This is a genomic window from Massilia phyllosphaerae (assembly GCF_034659755.1).
GTDB lineage: Bacteria > Pseudomonadota > Gammaproteobacteria > Burkholderiales > Burkholderiaceae_D > Telluria > Telluria phyllosphaerae.
Genome location: NZ_JAXSQX010000001.1, coordinates 173,346 through 192,623 on the forward strand (window position 1 = coordinate 173,346; position 19,278 = coordinate 192,623).

Genomic DNA, 19,278 nt, shown 5'->3' on the forward strand with positions numbered 1-19,278 from the left:
CAGAAACTAAGTATAGAGATCGCATGCATCCGTCCCGCGCGCACACCGCTCCGCGTACCCACCGCTTCCTTGCCCTGCTGTGGCCCGCGCTGGCGCTGCTGGCCTGCCTCGCGTTGTGGGGCGCCGCCGTGCTGCGCGCGCAGGCCGAGCAGCAGCGTGCCTTCGACCAGGCGGTCAAGGAAGCCGATGCCTATGCCGAAGCCTACGAGCAGTACGTCACCCGTTCGGTCGCGCAGATGGACCAGATCACGATGCAGCTCAAGCACAGCTGGGAGCATGCGCACAGCCCGGCGCTGATCGAGGACATGCGGCGCGACGGCATGTTCACCGACGCCGCCTTCGTCAACGTCGGCGTGATCGGGCGCGACGGCAGCATCCGCTCGTCCAGCCGCCCCCTCGGGCGCGCCGCCGACCTGTCCGGTGCGCGTTTCTTCGTCCAGCACCGCGACAGCAATTCGACCGCGCTGCGCATCGGCACGCCGCCACCCGAACTGGAAGGGGCACAGGGCGCGATCCTGTTCACCCGGCGCCTCGACAACGCCGACGACGAATTCGACGGCGTCCTGCTGATGGCGGTCGATGCCGCCTATTTCACGGCCTTCGTCAGCTCGCCGACGCTGGGACCGGGCAGCCTGCTGGCGCTGGTCGGCATCGACAACGGCCTGCGCATCGAGCAGGACGGCGACGGCACCGTGCGCACCCGCCGCGCCGGGTCGCTGCTGCCGGCGAATGCCGACCGCTGGCCGGTCGCGCGCGGCGTCCAGCTGGTCGACGGTGCCAAGGGCGCGGGCGGCTTCGCCGACGGCCGCGCGCGCGTGCTGGGCTGGCGCCGCTCGGGTGCTTATCCTTTGGTCGCGCTGGTGGCGCTGTCGCACGAGGCGGCGCTGGCCGGCGCCCAGGCCTACTGGATCGACAGCCGCAACCAGACGCTGGTGGCCAGCGTCGTCCTGCTGGCCTTGGCCGCGGTCGCGACCATCCTGTCGCTGCGCGCCGCCGCCCGGGCGCGCGAGCAGGATGCCGTACAGCGCGCCTACCGTACCGCCACCGAGAGCGGCAACGACGGCTTCTACATGATCGCCCCTGTGCGCGACCGCAAGGGCCAGATGGTCGACTTCCGCATCGTCGACTGCAACGAGCGCGGCGCCTTCTTCTACAGCATGACGCGCGAGGAACTGGTCGGCAGCCTGGTGTCCCAGGTCGACCGCGGCGTCGATGCGCGCGAACTGGTCGCCAACTACCGCCAGGCGATGACGGCCGGTTTCCACCAGGAAGACCGGCGCATGCCCGACGACAACCGGCTCAACATCCGCTGGGGCCACCGGCGCCTGGTGCGGGTCGGCGACGGCCTCGCCGTCACGCTGCAGGACATCAGCCAGCGCAAGGAACACGAAGCGCAGCTGGCGCGCCTGGCCAACGAGGACAGCCTGACCGGCCTGCCGAACCGCCACTGGTTCCTGAACTTCGTGCCGCCGGCGCTGGCGCATGCCAAGGCCCACAACCAGGAAGCGGCGCTGCTGTTCATCGACCTCGACGAATTCAAGCAGGTCAACGATTCGCACGGCCACGCGGTCGGCGACCGCCTGCTGAAGGCCGCGGCGACGCGCCTGCTGACCCAGCTGCGCCCGAGCGACCGGGTGGCACGCTTCGGCGGCGACGAGTTCATCGTGCTGCTCAGCCCCTTCGACAGCGAGCACCAGGTGGCGGCGGTCGCCGCGCGCATCATCCAGGCCTTCGGCAAGCCGTTCACGATCGCGGACGAGCCGCACATGATCGGCGCCTCGGTCGGCATCAGCGTGTTCCCGCGCGACGGCAGCGATGCCGCCACGCTGATCCGCCACAGCGACATCGCCATGTACGCCGGCAAGAACGAGGGCAAGGGCCAGTACCGCTTCTTCGATCCGTCGCAATCGAGCACCCTCAAATCGCGCGCCCAGCTGCGCCAGCGCCTGCTGGAGGCGATCGAGAAAAAGCAGTTCGTGCTGCACTACCAGCCGCGCGTCGACACCCGGACTGGCCGCCTGCTGAGCATGGAAGCGCTGCTGCGCTGGGAGCACCCGCAACTGGGCATGATCCGTCCCGACGAATTCATTCCGCTGGCCGAGGCGAGCGGCCTGATCGTGCCGATCGGCGCCATCGTGATCGACCTCGCCTGCGCCCAGCTGGCGGCCTGGCGCGGCCAGGGGCAGCAGGGCAGCGGATGCGCGGTGCCGGTATCGATCAACGTCTCGCCCAAGCAGTTCCTGCGCGGCGGCGTGCAGCGCGAGCTGGCCGACGCGCTGCTGCGCCATGGCGTGGCGCCCGGCCTGCTGGAAGTCGAGATCACGGAATCGGCCATGATGGGCGACCAGGAAGAGATCCTGGCCGAACTGGCGGCGATCCGCGCGCTCGGCATCAAGCTTCACGTCGACGACTTCGGCACCGGCTACTCGTCGCTGTCGCAGCTGCAGCGCATGAAGATGGACGTGCTGAAGGTCGACCGCTCCTTCACCGCCGAACTGGGACGCTCGAAGGAAGGGCAGGTGTTCTTCCAGGCGATCGTGTCGATGGCCCATGCGCTCGGCATGGAAGTGGTGGCGGAAGGCGTCGAGACCCACGAGCAGCTGCAGATCCTGCGCGCGCTGGGCTGCAACGAGGTGCAGGGCTACCTGGTGGCGCGGCCGATGGCGGCGGAGGCGATCGGGCCGCTGCTGGCGAGGCGGTATTTATTCGAGGATGCACTGGCGGCCTGACGGGCACCAGCATCATTGTGCCCATTGGCCCTGAAACGTCGTCCCCGCGAAGGCAGGGACCCAAGTTTATGTGCGTGGCCGTAACGAATGTAGCGGTGCGCGTCGAAGTTGGACCCCTGACTTCGCAGGGGCGACGTGCGAGTGCAGCGTGTCGTTCTCTTGCGCAGCCTGTATCCCAGCATGTCTTGTTACTGGCCCAGCAGATTCCCGGTCCGGTTCGCGACCTCCCCCGCCACCTTACAGACGTGCATCCCACGCAGCAGGTGCCGGTGCGCCGTACGCGCAAACAGCACGCCCGACTGCGTGCAGCGCAAGGTCGTTACCTGCCCGCTGACCGGATTCACGATATCGGCCACCGCATCGCCGGCCTGCACCCGCTCGCCGAGCTTCTTGAGGAACACCAGCACGCCCGAATGCGGCGCCGCGATCGGCTCCACGCCTTCCAGCGGGGTCGGCTCGGCGATCAATGCCGGCAGCGGTGCGGGTTCGATGTCGAGTACCCCCTGGCACGCCAGGAACTGCAGCAGGGCGCGCGCATCCTGTTCGGCCAGGTCGTAGCGCACGTCCCTCTCGCCGCGCAGCTCCACCGTCACGCCGATGCAGCCCATCGGGATGGCGGCGTCCGGAAAGGCCGCGGCCAGGTCCCACCACAGGCGGCTGCAGGCTTCGTCGAAGGGTTCGCCGCCGGATTCGCGCGCCAGCAGGGTCGCGTGCGCCCCCATCAGCGCGGCCAGCGGCTTGACGTCCTCCGCCAGCGGCGTGCCGGTGTACAGGTGCAGCACCGCTTCGTTATCGCAATGCAGGTCGAGCATGACGTCGGCGTCGATCGCCATCCCGAGCAGGGTCTTTTTGAGGTCCTGGGTCGGGTTGTCGGTGTCCCACGCCGCCACCGAGCGGCGCGCGTGCTCGCGGATCAGGGCCACGTTGGCGGCGGCGTCCGCGCCCAGCCGGTCCGCCAGCGATATCTTGAGGTCGGCGGCGACGTGTTTGTAGGACCGGTTGAAATTGATGCCGTTGGCCAGGTCATAGCGGCCGAACGGCGTGTTGTGGACGACCTGCGACAGCCCGATAGGATTCGCGGCCGGGATCAGGATGATCTCGCCCCGGATGCGGCCTTCGCCGTCCAGCCGCTCGAGTTCGCGCTTGAGCACGTGCGCCACCAGCATCGCCGGCACCTCGTCGGCGTGCAGCGAGGCCTGGATGTAGACCTTTTTACCCTGCCTCCGCTCCCCTGCGGCGCTGCCGAAATGGAAGGACGTGAGCTGGAAGCTGGCGACGTTGTTTTCGGTGGCGATCGGGTGGGACTGCTGGCGCATGGGCGCATCTCCTGTGCTGAATCCACCATTATGTCGGAGAAGACCGGCGCGCGGCGCGGGGTATAATGGCGCCCGTTTTTCTTCCCACATCATTGATCCCATGTCCGCAGATACGCCCACCAACAGCCAAGGCCGTCCGATGCTCTACGACCCGACCGAGCACCGCATCCGCAGTTTCGTCACGCGGGCCGGACGCCTGTCGACCGGGCAGGCGCGCGCGCTCGAGGCATTCGGGCCGCAATTCCTGGTCGAGTACCGCAAGGAACAGTTCGACTTTCACGCGCCCTTCGGCCGCACCGCGCCGCTGATCCTGGAGATCGGCTTCGGCATGGGCGGCACCACCGCCCACATCGCCAAGGTGATGCCGGACAAGGATTTCATCGGCGTCGAAGTGCACACGCCGGGCGTCGGCAGCCTGCTGAAACTGATCGGCGAAGAGGGCATCACGAATTTGCGCCTGATCCAGCACGACGCGGTCGAGGTGCTGAACAACATGATCGCCGGCGGCTCGCTGGCCGGCGTCCATATCTTCTTCCCGGACCCGTGGCATAAGGCGCGCCACAACAAGCGCCGCCTGATCCAGCCGGACTTCGTCAAGCTGTTGTGCAGCAAGCTGCAGGCCGGCGGCTACCTTCACTGCGCCACCGACTGGGAAGACTACGCGGTCCAGATGCTGGAGGTGCTGGGCGCCGAGCCGCAGCTGAAGAACACCGCCGACGGCTATGCGCCGCAGCCGGCCTACCGGCCGCTGACCAAGTTCGAGAACCGCGGCATCAAGCTCGGCCACGGCGTGTGGGACCTGGTGTTCGAGAAGAAGTAAACCTCAGACCATCTCGGCGATGATGGCGACGATCTCGTCGCCATACGACGCCAGCTTCTTGGCGCCCACGCCCGACACCCCGCGCAATTCGTCCAGCGAGGTCGGCTTGGCCTTGCAGATTTCGCGCAGGGTGGCGTCGCCGAAGATGATGAAGGCCGCCACGTTGTGCGCGCGTGCGGTTTCCATGCGCCACCAGCGCAGTTTCTCGAAGATCGCCTGTTCCGAGGACGACAAGTCCATTTCGGCATAGCCGCGGGTCGGCGCGGCGCGCTTCTGCTTGACCGGTTTCTGGTACTGGCGCAGCTCGACCTTGCGCTCGCCCTTCAGCACCGGGCGCGCGGCTTCGGTGAGCTTGAGCGAACTGTAGGCGTCGTGGTCGACCGTGACCAGGCCGAGCGCGATCACCTGGCGCACGATGGCGCGCCATTCCTGCTCGCCGCGGTCGGCGCCGACGCCGTACACCGACAATTTGTCGTGGTGCCACTGGGTGATGCGCTCGGATTCCACGCCGCGCAGCACGTCGATGATGTGGCCGGCGGCGAAGCGCTGGTCGCAGCGGTAGATGGCCGACAGCAGCTTCTGCACCGGCACGCTGGCGTCGAACGAGGTCGGCGGCATCAGGCAGGTGTCGCAATTGCCGCAGGGACCGGAACGCTCGCCGAAATATTCCAGCATGCGCATGCGCCGGCAGCTGAGCGTTTCGCACAGGCCCAGCATCGCATCCAGCTTGGACGACAGCACGCGCTTGAAATTCTCGTCGGCGTCGGATTCGTCGATCATGCGCCGCTGCAGCACCACGTCCTGCAGGCCGTAGGCCATCCAGGCATTCGACGGCATGCCGTCGCGGCCGGCACGCCCGGTTTCCTGGTAATAGCCTTCGAGGGATTTGGGCAGGTCGAGGTGGCAGACGAAGCGCACGTCCGGCTTGTCGATGCCCATGCCGAAGGCGATGGTCGCCACCATCACGATGTTTTCCTCGCGCAGGAACTGTGCCTGGTTGGCGGCGCGCACGGCGTAGTCCATGCCGGCGTGGTAGGGCAGGGCGCGGATGCCGTTTTCGTTGAGGAACTCGGCGGTCTCCTCGACCTTTTTACGGGACAGGCAATAGACGATGCCGCAGTCGCCCGGGTGCTCGGTGCTGATGAAATCGATCAGCTGCTTGCGGCCGTTGGTCTTTTCGACGATCGAGTAACGGATGTTCGGGCGGTCGAACGACGACACGAACTGGCGCGCTTCTTCCAGTTGCAGGCGCTGGGCGATCTCGGCGCGCGTCATCTGGTCCGCGGTCGCGGTCAGGGCGATGCGCGGCACCTGCGGGAAGCGCTCGTGCAGGATCGACAGGCGGATGTACTCGGGCCGGAAATCGTGGCCCCATTGCGACACGCAGTGCGCCTCGTCGATCGCGAACAGCGAGATGTGCGAGTCCTCGAACAGGTCGAGGCAGCGCTGCGTCATCAGGCGCTCGGGCGCCACGTAGACCAGGTCGAGTTCGCCGGTGCGCACCATGCGCTCGATGCGCAGCGTCTCTTCGAAGGTCTGGGTCGAGTTCAGGAAGGCGGCGCGCACGCCGACTTCGGCCAGCGCGTCGACCTGGTCCTGCATCAGCGCGATGAGCGGCGAGACGACCACGCCGACGCCGTCGCGCAGCAGCGCCGGGATCTGGTAGCACAGCGACTTGCCGCCGCCGGTCGGCATCAGGACCAGCGCATCGCCACCGCTGGCCACGTGCTCGACGATATCGGCCTGCTGCCCGCGGAAGGCGGGGTAGCCGAATACCGTTTCCAGCACGTGCAGCGCGCGTTCTTGGATGTCGCTCGTCATGATGTTCGAATCGTCCTGCTCAAGGTGTATTTATATTAGTCGGCCCAGACCACCCAGCCGAAGTGCGCCGTGACCAGCACGACGATGCCGAACACGATACGGTACCAGGCGAAGCCCGTGAAGTCGTGCGAGCTGATGAAGCGCAACAGCCAGCGGACGCAAAGGAAGGCCGAAACGAAAGCGGCCAGGCCACCGATGCCGAACAGCGGCAGGTCGGCCGCCGACAGCTCATGGCGCGCCTTGAACACCGAGTACACGGTCGCCGCCAGCAGGGTCGGGATCGCGAGGAAGAACGAGAATTCGGTGGCGGCTTTGCGCGACAGGCCGAACAGCATGCCGCCGATGATGGTCGCGCCGGAACGGCTGGTGCCCGGGATCAGGGCGAAGCACTGGGCGCAGCCGACCTTCAGCGCGTCCAGCATGCTCATGTCGTCGACGGTCGCGATGCGGTGCGAACCGGGCAGCATCTTGTGGCGGCGTTCGGCCCACAGGATCACCAGCGCGCCGACGATGAAGGCCGTCGCCACCGGCACCGGGGCGAACAAATGTTCCTTGATCGCCTTGGCGAACAGGAAGCCGAGCGCCGCTGCCGGCAGGAAGGCGACGATCAGGTTGACCATGAACTTCTGCTGGCGCGGGTCCGAGCCGATGCCTTTCAACACTGCCGCGATGCGCGCGCGGAATTCCCACATCACCGCCAGGATCGCCCCGGCCTGGATGGCGATATCGAACACCTTGGCCTTCTCGGTGGTGAAATCGAGCAGGCTGCCGGCCAGGATCAGGTGACCCGTGGACGAAATCGGCAGGAATTCGGTAAAGCCCTCGACGAGGCCCATGATGATCGCTTTGATGGCGAGAATGATGTCCATGAAGTTTTGCTAGGTTCAGGTAAGGTTGGAGTCGGACGCGGAAGGGAATGCTGCGCGGGGCGCAAGCTTACCATGAGCAATGCAACTGCCGTCGAGTAACCCGCCACAGGTGGGGACATTTTTATTTGAAGCAAGGACCTTCAGGCAGTGAGGCGCTCGAGCTCGGATAAATAAAACATGGCTTGCTCGCGCGACGCGCCGCACATCTCCTGCGACGGCTGCAGGCTGGCACACACCCGCGGCCGGCCCGGCTGCCCGAAAATACGGCAGCCGTTGCTTTCGTCCAGTTGTACGCAGCGCACACCGGCCGGCTTGCCGTTCGGCATGCCTGGAATCGGCGAACTGATCGAAGGGGCAGTGCAGCAGGCGCCGCAGCCGGGGCGGCAACCGGAGAAGTCGGGCGGGGAAGTCATGCAGGCGAAGTGATTACGATACACACAGGCGTTGGGCAGCGTGCCAGTATACTACCGCCGGCCCTCGATGTCCTTGACTCCCCCCGGACCCGGGTCTATATTTGCTGACTCAACAGTTAGTTGTCGGACAGAAGCATGCCATGCCCTTTTGACACCAAGCCACGCTGGGAGCGCCGTAAAGAAGCGCGGCCCCAGGAGTTGCTGGAGGCAGCGATCGACCTGTTCGTCGAGCGTGGCTACGCCGCCACGCGCCTGGAAGACGTCGCGCGCCGCGCCGGCGTTTCCAAGGGCACGCTCTACCTGTATTACGAGAACAAGGAAGAGCTGTTCAAGGCCGTGGTCCGCAGCAGCATCGTGCCGGCCATCGGCGAGGCTGAGGTGTCGGTGGCCGAATTCGACGGCCACAGCGCCGACCTGCTGCGCCACCTGATCCACAACTGGTGGCAGCGGGTGGGCGCGACCAAGGCCTCCGGCATCGTCAAGCTGGTCACCGCCGAGGCCGACAATTTTCCCGAACTGGCCAAGTTCTACCAGGACGAAGTCATCAACCGCGGCACCGCGGCGATGACGGGCATGTTAGAGCGCGGCGTGGCGCGCGGCGAATTCCGCCCCATCGACGTGAAACTGATGACGCAAGTCCTGACTGCGCCGATGCTGATGCTGATTACCTGGAAGCATTCGGTCGGCCCCTGCCCGCGGGCCGAACTCGAACCGCTGGCCTTCCTCGATACTTTCCTCGACATGGCCCTGCACGGCCTGCTGCCCCAAGCAACCGGGGCCGCTGCCGCCCCGGGCGCCGCGTGAGCGCCGGCACCATGCCGGGACGCCACTGTTCTTGCGTTTCAACCCCGCCAAACTGCAGACTGTCGCAATTTCCGCTGGTCCAGGCAAGCATGTCGTTAAGATATGCTTGCTGAAGCCGTTCAACGATAAAATATCGGATTATTTCTTTTACCACCGAGTATCAAGATGAATATCGAACAAGCCCGCTTCAACATGATCGAACAGCAGATCCGTCCCTGGAACGTGCTGGACACCGAGATCCTCGACCTGCTGCACGTGGTCAAGCGCGAACAATTCGTGCCGGCCGCGTACCAGAACCTGGCCTTCGCCGACGTCGAGATCCCGCTGCCGGGTGGCGACGTGATGCTGGCACCCAAGTTCGAAGCGCGCATCCTGCAGGAACTGAACGTGAAGAAGCATGAAACCGTGCTGGAAATCGGCACCGGTTCGGGCTACATGGCGGCACTGCTGGCGCATCGCGGCGCCAAGGTGACGAGCGTGGAAATCAACCCGGACAACCGCGTGCTGGCCCAGAAGAACCTGGCCAAGTCCGGTATCCAGAACGTGACGGTGGAAGAAGGCAATGGCGCGCTGGGTTGGGACAAGGGTGCGCCGTACGACGTGATCGTGATCTCGGGTGCACTGGAAGTGCTGCCCGAAGCGATCCTGCAGCAGGTGAAAGTGGGTGGCCGCATCGCCGCGATCACCGGCCAGCCGCCGGTCATGGAATTCAGCATCATTACCCGCACCGGCGAAACGTCGTGGAACCCGGTCAAGGTGTTCGAGACGAACATCCGCTACCTGGCCGGCGCCCCGGTGCCGTCGCATTTCCAGTTCTGACGGACAGGAGGAATAACGATGCAGCACATTACCGCACCCGAGTTGGCCACCTGGCTGGCCGACCCGTCACGCCCGAAACCGCTGCTGCTCGACGTGCGGGAAAACTGGGAAGTCGAGACCTGCCACATCGAAGGCTCGACCCAGATCCCCATGAATCTGATTCCTATTCGGGTCACCGAACTGGATGACGACCGCGAGATCGTCTGCGTGTGCCATCACGGGGCGCGCAGCATGCAGGTGGCAGCTTTCCTGGAGCGTAACGGCTTCAGCAACGTAACGAATTTAACGGGCGGGATACACGCCTGGGCAGTGCAGGTCGATCCTTCGATGGCGAAGTATTGACGGCCTGATTCCAAAACTTTTGATGACTCCTGTGGAGATGGCAATGCAGAAACCCCTTATCGCCGTGCTGCTGGCTGGCGCGTTCTTCACGCTGGATGCCGGCGCAGCCGACCTGCTCCAGGTGTACCAGCAGGCACTGGCGAACGACGCCACCTATGCCAGCGCCCGCGCCTCCGCGGCCGCGGGACGCGAACTCAGCGTGCAGGGGCGTGCGGGGTTGCTGCCGACGGTCGGCATCAGCGGGGGCATCACCCGCGCCAAGAGCGATACCTCGTCCGGCATTGCCCAGGTCATCACCGACCCGAACGGCGTCCCCACGGGCGTCACCGGCGGCAACAACACCTACGGCACCACCAAGGACTACACGATCGCGCTGCAGCAGCCGCTGTTCCGCTGGGACCGGTGGCAGAGTTACGAGCAGAGCAAGCTGCAGCAATCCATCACCCAAGCGCAGTTTGCCCAGGCCCAGCAGGACCTGATCACGCGCGTGGCCCAGGCCTACTTCGACGTGCTGGCCGCCCAGGACACGCTGGCCTCGACCCGCGCCCAGAAGGTCGCCACCACCGAGCAGCTGGCCTCGGCCAAGCGCAACTTCGAAGTCGGCACCCAGACCATCACCGATACCCACGAAGCCCAGGCCGCCTATGACCTGGTGGTGTCGCAGGAACTGGCTGCCGTCAACGACCTGGAAAACAAGAAGACCGCGCTGCAGGCGATCATCGGCACGCCTCCGGCGGCACTGGCGACGCTGCGTCCCGGCGTGACCCTGAAGGCGCCGGAGCCGATCAACGTCGACCAATGGGTGTCGGCGGCCGAAAGCCAGAATTACGCGGTGACGGCGGCCGAGCTGTCGGTCGAAGTGGCCAAGCGCGAAATCTCGCGCCGCCGTGCCGGGCATTATCCGACGCTGGACCTGACGGTGGCCTCCAGCCACACCGACGCCAGCCGCACGATCCAGCCCTACAAGAACACGACCAATTCGATCGGCATCCAGTACAACATCCCGATCTTCAACGGTTTCGCCGTCACCAGCCAGGTACGCGAATCGATCGCGCTGGAAGACAAGGCGCGCAACGACCTCGAAGCCAACCGCCGCAACGCGGCGCTGACGGCGCGCCAGTCCTTCCTCGGCGTGAACACCGGCCTGGCCCAGGTCAAGGCGCTGGAAGCGGCCGAAGTGTCGAGCAACTCGGCGCTCGAATCGAACAAGCTGGGCTACCAGGTGGGCGTGCGCATCAACATCGACGTGCTGAACGCGCAGCGCCAGCTGTACCAGACCCAGACCGACCTTGCCCGGGCACGCTACAACACCATCCTGTCCGGCTTGCGCCTGAAGGCGGCGGCGGGATCGCTGCGCGAGGATGACTTGCAGCCGGTGAATGCCTTGTTACAGCAGCCTTGACCAATGACGTCATTCCCGGCACTGCCGGAAATGACCTCCCGGCACTGCCGGAAATGACTTCCCGCGCAGGCGGGAATCCAAGTTGTTTGATGTGAAAAACGGCGCCATGTGCGCCGTTTTTGTTAGCCTTAAAACCGTCGTCCCTGCGAAGGCAGGGATCCAAGTTTTGCGGTGCGCCACGAACTTAGGCCCCTGCCTCCGCAGGGGCGACGGTTCGGGCGGTGATGGCTTTTAAGCGGCCGCCCGTTCCTCGCGCTGGCGCCATTCGATCATCTCGGCGATCGTCAGGATCGGATAGCCGCGCTCGCGCGCAAAGCGTTCGATCGCTTCGCCGCGCATCATGGTGCCGTCTTCGTTCATCAGTTCGCACAGCACGGCCGACGGCTGCAGGCCGGCCATGATCGACAGGTCGACCGAGCCTTCAGTGTGGCCCTTGCGGCCCAGCACGCCGGCCGGATTGGCGCGCAGCGGGAACACGTGGCCCGGGCGCACCAGGTCGGACGGCTTGGCATCCGGGGCGATCGCGGCGCGGATCGTGGTCACCCGGTCGGCAGCCGAGACACCGGTGGTGACGCCTTCGCGCGCCTCGATCGACACCGTGAACGGGGTGCCGTACTTGCTGCCGTTTTCGGCGGCCATCGGCGGCAGCTCGAGCGCGCGCACGGTGTCGGCGGTCAGGCACAGGCAGACGATGCCGCTGCATTCGCGGATCATGACGGCCATGGTCTCGACGGTCAGCTTTTCGGCGGCGACAATCAGGTCGGCCTCGTTTTCACGGTCGAAATCGTCGAGCAGGATGACCGGGATGCCGGCCTGGGTCGCTTCGATGGCGGCGGCAATGCGGCCGTTTAGGTCGTCGCTCTGAAGAGTAAAGGTATTGATGGTCATTGAGACGCTCCTCGCAATGGGATTGTGACGTACGCCAGGGCGTACGTTTCTTGGCGAAAAACGCATCAGGGCAAAGCGAAACGGCGCGTTCCTGCATACCGTGGCGGCACGCGGGTGCGTAATGACGCTACATCTTCTTTCATCCGGACTATACCGTCGGCCCTGGCTTCTCACCAGATCTGCTGACCCTGTATCAAACTACAGGCGCTCGCGGGCTCGGCCATGATGGCCATACCGCCGGTGGGGAATCGCACCCCGCCCCGAAGACGTATTTATGGTGTCTGCCTTGCAGCAGACCAAACGATTGTAGCAGGCCCCGCAAAACGTTGCCGGGGCCTGCTGATTTTGGCTCGGCCGAGCCTGCGTGAGCTTAGTTGCTCAGGCCGCCGCCGCCGGCATTGTCGGCGCGTTCGATCAGTTCGACCTTGTAGCCGTCCGGGTCGGTGATGAAGGCGATCACGGTGCTGCCGCCCTTGACCGGACCCGGTTCGCGGCTGATGTTGCCGCCGGCGGCACGCACCTGCTCGCAGGTCTTGTAGATGTCTTCGGTCGACAGGGCGATGTGGCCGTAGGCCGTGCCCATCTCGTACTTGTCGGTGCCCCAGTTGTAGGTCAGCTCGAGTTCGGCGTGGTCCGGATTGTTGCCGTAGCCGACGAAGGCCAGTGTGTACTTATATTCCGGGTTTTCGCTGGTGCGCAGCAGCTTCATGCCCAGTACCTTGGTGTAGAAGTCGATGGAGCGCTGCAGGTCGCCGACGCGTAACATGGTGTGCAGGAGGCGCATTGTGGTCCTTGTGATGATGACGGAAAGAGGGGATTTTATGCGCTTGGACGAATTCCTGCAGGCGGATGCTGCATCGGCATGCCGGGCCGGAGACCTGGATGAAACCGGGCTCTGACCCTGCCGCGGCAGGACACCGGGGGTCGGCGCCCCGAAAGAAAAACCGGGCTCCGACCCCTGCGCCAACTTAGTTCTGCAGCTTGGCGTCGAGGGTGATGTTGGTATTGAACAGCTTCGACACCGGGCAGCCTTCCTTGGCCTTGCGCGCCGCTTCCTGGAACGCCGCTTCGTCGGCACCCGGGATGACGGCCACCAGGTCCAGGTGCACCGCGGTGATGGCGAAGCTGTCGCCGACCTTGTCCAGCGACACGGTGGCCGTGGTTTCCAGCTTTTGCGCGGTCATGCCGGCCGCGCCCAGCTGGCCCGACAGCGCCATGGTGAAGCAGCCGGCGTGCGCCGCGCCCAGCAGTTCTTCCGGATTGGTGCCCGGGCCGTCTTCGAAACGGGTATTGAAGCCGTATTGCTGCTGGTTCAGCACGCCGCTCTGGGTCGATACCGAACCCTTGCCATCCTTGAGGCCGCCACTCCAGGCGGCGCTGCCTTTGCGCTTGATCGTCATGATGCTTGTTTCTCCTGATGGGTGATTGGATTATTTGGTCGCCGGCGTGATCCGCCAGACGATGTTGCCGACGTCGTCGGCCAGCAGGATCGCGCCCTGCTTGTCGATTGCGACCCCGACCGGACGGCCGTAAGCCTTGCCGTCCTTGCTCAGGAAGCCGGTCAGCACGTCCTGGGGCGGACCGCTCGGCTTGCCGTTATTGAAAGGCACGAAGATCAGCTTGTAGCCGGCATGCGGCTTGCGGTTCCAGGAACCGTGCTGGCCGATCAGGGCGCCGTTCTTAAATTGCGGCAGCAGGCTGGCGTTGTAGAACGCCAGGCCCAGCGAGGCCGTGTGCGCGCCCAGCGCATAGTCGGGCGGAATGGCCTTGGCCACCATGTCCGGCTTTTGCGGCTTGACGCGGTCGTCGACGTGCTGGCCGTAGTAGCTGTACGGCCAGCCGTAGAAGCCACCGTCCTTCACCGACGTCATGTAGTCCGGCACCAGGTCGTTGCCGATCTCGTCGCGCTCGTTGACGGCGGTCCAGAGCATCTTGGTTTGCGGCTCGAAGTCCATCCCGTTCGGGTTGCGCAAGCCGCTGGCGTAGATGCGGCTCTTGCCGCTGGCGATGTCGTACTCCCAGATCGCGGCGCGGCCCTGTTCGATCTCCATGCCATTCTCGGCGACGTTGCTGTTGGAGCCGACCGTGACGTACAGCTTCTTGCCGTCGGGCGACGCGGCCACGTTCTTGGTCCAGTGATGGTTGATGCCCGCCGGCAGGTCCATCACTTTCGTGCCCTTGCCGGAGAGGGTGGTTTCCCCGGTCTTGTACGGGAAGCGCCACAGGGCGTCCGCATTCGCGATGTACAGGTCGCTGCCGACCAGCGTCATGCCGAACGGCGAGTTCAGGTCCTGGGCAAAGGTGGTCTTGGTGGCCGCGGTCCCGTTGGCGCCGATGCCGCGCAGCAGGATGATGCGGTTGGGCGATTCGACCCCGGCACCGGCTTTTTTCATGACCATGCCCTGCACCTTGGCCTTGATGCCGTCTTCCTTGGGCGCGTTGGCCGGCTTGTTGCTCTCGGCCACCAGCACGTCGCCGTTCGGCAGCACGTACAGCCAGCGCGGATGGTCGAGGCCGGTGCCATAGGCGGTGACCGCCAGGCCGGCTGCCGGCGTCGGCCGCGTGCCCTGGGGCCAGGGTTCGGCCGGGGCGATGTTCATGGTCGGGATCAGCGATCTTTGCGGCGCCGGCAGCTGCGGATTGGGACCGAAGCCGGGCGCATATTGCTGGGCGAGCGCGGTCGCGCTCATGGCCCCCAGCACGGCCAGCGCCAGGATGCGTGCGCTCATCGGTTTTGCCCCTTGTCGACCGGTTCCACCGAATCGTGGTCGCGCATGTCGCGGTGGCGGCCTTCCAGCGGCGTGGCCTGCCCGGTGGCGCCCGGCTTCGGCTGGACCGCCTGTTCCAGGCCCGGCGTGCCGCGGCCTTCGTAGTTTTCGGTGTCGACCAGGCCCTGCTCGATGTCAGCGGCAGCCTGGGCGATGATGCCGCGCGGCTTGATGCTCTGGCCATCCGGCGACTCGTCGCGCTCGTGCGGCTCGCGCTTGTAGCTCTGTTCCTCGATCTTGCGATCCGTGTTCACGACACGGTCTTTTTCTTCCTGCGGCATGGCAATCTCCTTGGATACACTCAGATTGCTTAAATCCTAACGCCCGCCACCAAAACCGGTCGCGCAATTGAATGCGATACACATGGTGTGAAAAAACCGCCAAGGCTGCGTCGTCTCATCCGGCGGCGTTGGCATTTGTTCAAAATGCGACTTAAATGATGCTTTTTTGCAATTAACTCGATAACATGTTGTTTTCGTGTGCCCATGACCGGAATGACCGTGAACAGCGAACTCGACCTGCACCATGCCGCCAGCAACTGCCCCAATTGCAGCGCCACCGTCTCCGGCCATTTCTGTCACCAGTGTGGCCAGGAAACCGTGCTCCATCCACCGAGCGCGCGCGAGTTCATGCACGAGTTCATCGGTCACTACGTGGCAATCGAAGGCAAGCTTTGGAAGTCGCTGGGCCTGTTATTGTTCCGCCCAGGACGCCTGACTCTGGAATACATCAAGGGGCGGCGCGTTCCTTACGTGCAGCCCTTGCGCATGTACCTGACATTCAGCCTGATCTTTTTCGCGGTCTTGAAGTTTTCCATGCATGACGTCAAATTGCATGGACAAGAAAGACCGCAGCACGGCACGCCACCTGCCGTGGCGCAGGCGAAGAAGGAAAGTGGGCAGGACCGCGAAAAGGCCGCCGGCGAGGCTGCCGCATCACCCGGCGCCGTCCACGCCGGCAAGACAGACATGGTGCTCAAGGAAGATAATCCGGGCGAGGTGGGCGACGTGGCGCGGCGCGTGAGCGAGTGGGTGAAGCCCCACAATGCGCATGTGGCCGACAGGATCACGCATTTCGGCGACCTGCCGCTGGAAGAAAAAGGCGCGCTGCTGGAAGAGTCCTTCTATCACTACGCGCCCTACGCGATCTTCTTCATGATGCCGTTCTTCGCGCTGTACCTGAAGATGCTGTACCTGGGCTCCGGGCGGCGCTATGGCGAGCACCTGCTGTTCGCACTGCACACCAACGCGTTCGCTTTCCTGGCGATGACCGTGACGGTGCTGGTGCCGGAGGGCTTCGGCCTGGTCACTTTCCTTCTGTGGATGTGGCTGGCGTTTTATCTGCCCACGGCGATGCGCACGGTGTATGGCGGCTCGCGCAAGCTCACCGCGCTGCGCTGGCTCGTGCTGATGTTCCTGCACCAGCTGACCATCGGCCTGGCGCTCCTCGGCGCGGTGGTGTTCGGCGTGCTGCACTGAACCACGGACGCCCTTGCCGGAATCCGGTTCGCCCAACTATACTGTGCTTTTGTACAGTGATGGCTGAGTTGCGATATAGCAGAAGCCGAACGAATCGGTTAATCTTCTGTGTCTCTACCACCTGCTGCCGAGAACCGTATGCCCGTACCGCCTGAATCGCAACAAACCATCGCGCTGGTCGTACGGCAAAATACCGCCGGCATCGACGAGCCGGTGCGGGCCATCGTCGACTTCCTGCGCGAGGGCGGTTATCGTCCGGTGCTCGAAGCCGATACCGCCAGCTATGTGCAAGTGCCCGGCGTGGACGCCATGACGGTGGAAGAGTTCGGCGAGCAGGCCTGCGCCGTCATCGTGATCGGCGGCGACGGCACCATGCTCGGCATCGCGCGCCGCCTGGCCGGCTACAAGATTCCCCTCATCGGCATCAACCAGGGCCGCCTGGGTTTCATCACCGACATCCCGATCGAGCGCATGCTGCCCGCGCTCGGCGAGATCCTGAGCGGCAAGGCCAAGGCCGAGGAACGGACGCTGCTGGAAGCGCGCGTGGTGCGCGACGGCGTGCAGATCCATTGCTCGGTCGCGGTCAACGACGTGGTGGTGGCGCGCGGCACCGGCGCCGGCATGGCCGAACTCAAGGTCACGGTGGATGGCGCCTTCATGTACAACCAGCGCTCGGACGGCCTGATCATTTCCACGCCGACCGGCTCCACCGCCTATGCGCTGTCGGCCGGCGGCCCGCTGCTGCATCCGACCCTGGCCGGCATCGTGCTGGTGCCGATCGCGCCGCACGCGCTGTCCAACCGCCCGATCGTGGTGCCGGACACCAGCGACATCGTGGTCGAAATCGTCAACGGGCGCGACATCAGCGTCAACTTCGACATGCAGACGTTTACGAGCCTGCAGCACGGCGACCAGATCATGATTTCGCGCTCGCCCAACACCATCACCTTCCTGCATCCGGAAGGGTGGAGCTACTACCACACGCTGCGCGAAAAGCTGCACTGGAACGAATACCCGTCCAGCGACGGCAAGCTCAAATAATCCGATCCAACTCCCTGGAGACACGTTCTTTCATGTTGCGTCTACTTTCCATCCGCGACTTCGTCATCGTCGACACGATCGAGCTCGAGTTCTCGAATGGCTTTTCGGTATTCACCGGCGAGACCGGCGCCGGCAAGTCCATCCTGATCGACGCGCTGCAGCTGGCGCTCGGCGGTCGCGGGGACGCGAGCATGGTGCGCGAAGGCGCGGCCAAGGCCGACATCAGCGCCGACTTCGCCCTGACGCCGGCCGCCAGCAGCTGGCTCGAGCAGAACGAATTCAGGATCGAGGAGGGCGGCGCGCTGCTGCGCCGCGTGATCGACAATGCCGGCCGCTCCAAGGCCTACATCAACGGCAGCGCCGCCACCGCCAGCCAGCTGCGCGAGCTGGGCGAGCTGCTGGTCGACATCCACGGCCAGCACGCGCACCAGTCGCTGCTCAAGGGGGACGCCCAGCGCGCGCTGCTCGACAACCAGGTGGCGGTGCGCGATCCGATCGCCAATGCTCAGGTGCAACTGGTCGCCAGTACCTACAAATCGTGGCGGGCGCTGGCGCGCCAGCGCGAGGAATACGAGACCAATGCCAAGAACGTGCTGCTGGAACGCGAGCGCCTCGAATGGCAGGTCGGCGAGCTGGATAAACTCGCGGTCAAGCCGGGCGAGTGGGTCGAGATCGCCAACGAACACAGCCGCCTGTCGCACGCCGCCAGCCTGATCGAAGGCGCGCAGGAAGCGCTGAGCGCGATCTCCGAATCCGAGCAGCCGATCCTGTCGCAGCTGTCCTCGCTGAACCAGAAGCTGACCAAGCTGGTCGACGTCGATGCCGGCCTGCAGGCCGTGCTCGACTGCATGGAGCCGGCGCGCATCCAGCTGCAGGAAGCCGTGTACGCCTTGAACAATTACGTCGACAAGGTCGAACTCGACCCCGAGCGCCTGGCCCAGGTCGACGCGCGCATGGATGCCATCCACAGCACCGCGCGCAAGTTCCGCGTCACGCCCGAGGACCTGCCGGAAGAACACGCCCAGCTGAAGGCCAAGCTGAAGCAGCTGGCCGACGCCAGCGACGTCGAAGGCCTGCGCCGCCAGGAAGAAAAAGCCAGGGGCGTGTACATGGAGGCGGCGCGCACGCTGTCGGCCACGCGCGCGCAAGCGGCCCAGCGCCTGTCGTCGCAGGTGTCGGAAGCGATGCAGGAACTGTCGATGAGCGGCGGCCGCTTCGTGGTCGGGCTGAATCCGTGCGAACCGGCGGCCTACGGCCTGGAACAGGTCGAATTCCTGGTGGCCGGTCATGCCGGCGTGGTGCCGCGTCCGCTGGCGAAAGTCGCCTCGGGCGGCGAGCTGGCGCGTATCTCGCTGGCCATTTCCGTGATCACCGCCAACGCGACCACGGTGCCGACCCTGATCTTCGACGAGGTCGACACCGGTATCGGCGGCGGCGTCGCGGAAGTCGTGGGGCGCCTGCTGAAGCGCCTCGGCCAGAGCCGGCAAGTGCTGTGCGTGACCCACCTGCCGCAGGTGGCAAGCCAGGCTAACCAGCATTTCCAGGTGGCCAAGGGCACCGTCGACGGCGGCAAGACCGTGTCGCGCATCGACGTGCTGGACACCAAGGCGCGCGTGGAAGAGGTGGCGCGCATGCTGGGCGGGATCGAGATCACCGAGACGACGCGCAAGCATGCGCGCGAGTTGCTGGCGTCCTGAAACGTCGCCCCTGCCTTCGCAGGGGTGACGCAGCTTGTCATCTGCGTCACTATCGCATCGATCGTAAATAT

18 protein-coding genes and 1 riboswitch are annotated in these 19,278 nt (G+C 65.2%); of the genes, 9 read left to right on the forward strand and 9 right to left on the reverse strand.

Annotation, left to right across the window (positions count from 1 at the left end; translation table 11 throughout):
• Positions 1-23 precede the first annotated feature (23 nt).
• Positions 24-2,729 carry a bifunctional diguanylate cyclase/phosphodiesterase gene (locus U1H99_RS00725; protein WP_323139873.1) on the forward strand — a complete coding sequence of 902 codons (2,706 nt, stop codon included), beginning with the start codon at positions 24-26 and terminating at the stop codon, positions 2,727-2,729.
• Between the two features lie 188 nt (positions 2,730-2,917).
• Here U1H99_RS00725 and U1H99_RS00730 read toward each other — a convergent pair whose 3' ends face one another.
• The gene (locus U1H99_RS00730) at positions 2,918-4,045 is read right to left on the reverse strand and encodes a succinylglutamate desuccinylase/aspartoacylase family protein (RefSeq protein WP_323139874.1); all 1,128 of its coding nucleotides are present in this window, start codon (positions 4,043-4,045) and stop codon (positions 2,918-2,920) included.
• A 139-nt stretch (positions 4,046-4,184) separates the two neighbouring features.
• Here U1H99_RS00730 and trmB point away from each other — a divergent pair, with 139 nt between their 5' ends.
• Positions 4,185-4,865, forward strand: coding sequence for a tRNA (guanosine(46)-N7)-methyltransferase TrmB (trmB, locus tag U1H99_RS00735; RefSeq protein ID WP_323141186.1), 681 nt, complete (start codon positions 4,185-4,187; stop codon positions 4,863-4,865).
• A 3-nt stretch (positions 4,866-4,868) separates the two neighbouring features.
• Here the strand turns inward: trmB and recQ are convergent, their stop codons facing one another.
• From recQ to U1H99_RS00750, 3 genes are all read right to left on the reverse strand, one after another.
• Entirely contained in the window at positions 4,869-6,686 is a 1,818-nt protein-coding gene (gene recQ / locus U1H99_RS00740) for a DNA helicase RecQ (protein ID WP_323139875.1), read from the reverse strand.
• Between the two features lie 35 nt (positions 6,687-6,721).
• Positions 6,722-7,555: an undecaprenyl-diphosphate phosphatase gene (locus U1H99_RS00745; RefSeq protein WP_323139876.1), complete on the reverse strand. Its 834-nt coding sequence runs from the start codon at positions 7,553-7,555 to the stop codon at positions 6,722-6,724.
• 140 nt (positions 7,556-7,695) lie between these two features.
• A complete protein-coding gene (locus tag U1H99_RS00750) occupies positions 7,696-7,902 on the reverse strand; it encodes a YkgJ family cysteine cluster protein (protein WP_323141187.1) in 207 nt (68 codons plus the stop codon).
• Between the two features lie 201 nt (positions 7,903-8,103).
• Between U1H99_RS00750 and U1H99_RS00755 the strand changes: the two genes are divergently transcribed.
• From U1H99_RS00755 to U1H99_RS00770, 4 genes are all read left to right on the forward strand, one after another.
• On the forward strand, positions 8,104-8,772 hold the full coding sequence (locus U1H99_RS00755) for a TetR/AcrR family transcriptional regulator (RefSeq protein ID WP_323139877.1): 669 nt from the start codon (positions 8,104-8,106) through the stop codon (positions 8,770-8,772).
• Positions 8,773-8,937: 165 nt separating this feature from the next.
• A complete protein-coding gene (locus tag U1H99_RS00760) occupies positions 8,938-9,591 on the forward strand; it encodes a protein-L-isoaspartate O-methyltransferase family protein (protein WP_323139878.1) in 654 nt (217 codons plus the stop codon).
• An 18-nt stretch (positions 9,592-9,609) separates the two neighbouring features.
• Complete coding sequence (locus U1H99_RS00765; RefSeq protein ID WP_141831368.1) at positions 9,610-9,933, forward strand: rhodanese-like domain-containing protein; 324 nt, start codon at positions 9,610-9,612, stop codon at positions 9,931-9,933.
• Positions 9,934-9,976: 43 nt separating this feature from the next.
• Positions 9,977-11,335 carry a TolC family outer membrane protein gene (locus U1H99_RS00770; RefSeq protein WP_323139879.1) on the forward strand — a complete coding sequence of 453 codons (1,359 nt, stop codon included), beginning with the start codon at positions 9,977-9,979 and terminating at the stop codon, positions 11,333-11,335.
• Between the two features lie 231 nt (positions 11,336-11,566).
• Here U1H99_RS00770 and ribB read toward each other — a convergent pair whose 3' ends face one another.
• The 5 genes from ribB to U1H99_RS00795 all read right to left on the reverse strand — a co-directional run bounded on the left by ribB (position 11,567) and on the right by U1H99_RS00795 (position 15,272).
• The gene (ribB, locus tag U1H99_RS00775) at positions 11,567-12,223 is read right to left on the reverse strand and encodes a 3,4-dihydroxy-2-butanone-4-phosphate synthase (protein WP_323139880.1); all 657 of its coding nucleotides are present in this window, start codon (positions 12,221-12,223) and stop codon (positions 11,567-11,569) included.
• Positions 12,224-12,350: 127 nt separating this feature from the next.
• A riboswitch (FMN riboswitch) is annotated at positions 12,351-12,495 on the reverse strand.
• A 98-nt stretch (positions 12,496-12,593) separates the two neighbouring features.
• On the reverse strand, positions 12,594-13,007 hold the full coding sequence (gene gloA / locus U1H99_RS00780) for a lactoylglutathione lyase (RefSeq protein ID WP_323139881.1): 414 nt from the start codon (positions 13,005-13,007) through the stop codon (positions 12,594-12,596).
• Between the two features lie 184 nt (positions 13,008-13,191).
• A complete protein-coding gene (locus U1H99_RS00785) occupies positions 13,192-13,623 on the reverse strand; it encodes an OsmC family protein (RefSeq protein ID WP_323139882.1) in 432 nt (143 codons plus the stop codon).
• A 30-nt stretch (positions 13,624-13,653) separates the two neighbouring features.
• Complete coding sequence (locus tag U1H99_RS00790; RefSeq protein ID WP_323139883.1) at positions 13,654-14,952, reverse strand: PQQ-dependent sugar dehydrogenase; 1,299 nt, start codon at positions 14,950-14,952, stop codon at positions 13,654-13,656.
• Positions 14,949-15,272, reverse strand: coding sequence for a hypothetical protein (locus tag U1H99_RS00795; protein WP_323139884.1), 324 nt, complete (start codon positions 15,270-15,272; stop codon positions 14,949-14,951). Before U1H99_RS00795 ends, U1H99_RS00790 begins: the two co-directional genes overlap by 4 nt.
• 204 nt (positions 15,273-15,476) lie before the next feature.
• On the opposite strand from U1H99_RS00795, the gene U1H99_RS00800 reads away from it, so the two are divergent.
• The 3 genes from U1H99_RS00800 to recN all read left to right on the forward strand — a co-directional run bounded on the left by U1H99_RS00800 (position 15,477) and on the right by recN (position 19,207).
• On the forward strand, positions 15,477-16,469 hold the full coding sequence (locus U1H99_RS00800; protein ID WP_323139885.1) for a DUF3667 domain-containing protein: 993 nt from the start codon (positions 15,477-15,479) through the stop codon (positions 16,467-16,469).
• A gap of 138 nt (positions 16,470-16,607) precedes the next feature.
• Positions 16,608-17,510 (forward strand): NAD kinase, encoded by a 903-nt coding sequence (locus U1H99_RS00805; RefSeq protein WP_323139886.1) that lies wholly within the window; start codon positions 16,608-16,610, stop codon positions 17,508-17,510.
• A gap of 32 nt (positions 17,511-17,542) precedes the next feature.
• Positions 17,543-19,207, forward strand: coding sequence for a DNA repair protein RecN (gene recN / locus U1H99_RS00810; RefSeq protein ID WP_323139887.1), 1,665 nt, complete (start codon positions 17,543-17,545; stop codon positions 19,205-19,207).
• The last annotated feature ends 71 nt before the right edge of the window (positions 19,208-19,278 follow it).

What these genes read in the sequence shown, in the direction of transcription:
- U1H99_RS00725 (WP_323139873.1), top strand. Translation starts at nt 24, where the DNA reads ATGCATCCGTCCCGCGCGCACACCGCTCCGCGTACCCACCGCTTCCTT.
- U1H99_RS00730 (WP_323139874.1), bottom strand. Translation starts at nt 4,045, where the DNA reads ATGCGCCAGCAGTCCCACCCGATCGCCACCGAAAACAACGTCGCCAGC.
- trmB (WP_323141186.1), top strand. Translation starts at nt 4,185, where the DNA reads ATGCTCTACGACCCGACCGAGCACCGCATCCGCAGTTTCGTCACGCGG.
- recQ (WP_323139875.1), bottom strand. Translation starts at nt 6,686, where the DNA reads ATGACGAGCGACATCCAAGAACGCGCGCTGCACGTGCTGGAAACGGTA.
- U1H99_RS00745 (WP_323139876.1), bottom strand. Translation starts at nt 7,555, where the DNA reads ATGGACATCATTCTCGCCATCAAAGCGATCATCATGGGCCTCGTCGAG.
- U1H99_RS00755 (WP_323139877.1), top strand. Translation starts at nt 8,104, where the DNA reads ATGCCATGCCCTTTTGACACCAAGCCACGCTGGGAGCGCCGTAAAGAA.
- U1H99_RS00760 (WP_323139878.1), top strand. Translation starts at nt 8,938, where the DNA reads ATGAATATCGAACAAGCCCGCTTCAACATGATCGAACAGCAGATCCGT.
- U1H99_RS00765 (WP_141831368.1), top strand. Translation starts at nt 9,610, where the DNA reads ATGCAGCACATTACCGCACCCGAGTTGGCCACCTGGCTGGCCGACCCG.
- U1H99_RS00770 (WP_323139879.1), top strand. Translation starts at nt 9,977, where the DNA reads ATGCAGAAACCCCTTATCGCCGTGCTGCTGGCTGGCGCGTTCTTCACG.
- ribB (WP_323139880.1), bottom strand. Translation starts at nt 12,223, where the DNA reads ATGACCATCAATACCTTTACTCTTCAGAGCGACGACCTAAACGGCCGC.
- gloA (WP_323139881.1), bottom strand. Translation starts at nt 13,007, where the DNA reads ATGCGCCTCCTGCACACCATGTTACGCGTCGGCGACCTGCAGCGCTCC.
- U1H99_RS00785 (WP_323139882.1), bottom strand. Translation starts at nt 13,623, where the DNA reads ATGACGATCAAGCGCAAAGGCAGCGCCGCCTGGAGTGGCGGCCTCAAG.
- U1H99_RS00790 (WP_323139883.1), bottom strand. Translation starts at nt 14,952, where the DNA reads ATGAGCGCACGCATCCTGGCGCTGGCCGTGCTGGGGGCCATGAGCGCG.
- U1H99_RS00795 (WP_323139884.1), bottom strand. Translation starts at nt 15,272, where the DNA reads ATGCCGCAGGAAGAAAAAGACCGTGTCGTGAACACGGATCGCAAGATC.
- U1H99_RS00800 (WP_323139885.1), top strand. Translation starts at nt 15,477, where the DNA reads ATGACCGGAATGACCGTGAACAGCGAACTCGACCTGCACCATGCCGCC.
- U1H99_RS00805 (WP_323139886.1), top strand. Translation starts at nt 16,608, where the DNA reads ATGCCCGTACCGCCTGAATCGCAACAAACCATCGCGCTGGTCGTACGG.
- recN (WP_323139887.1), top strand. Translation starts at nt 17,543, where the DNA reads ATGTTGCGTCTACTTTCCATCCGCGACTTCGTCATCGTCGACACGATC.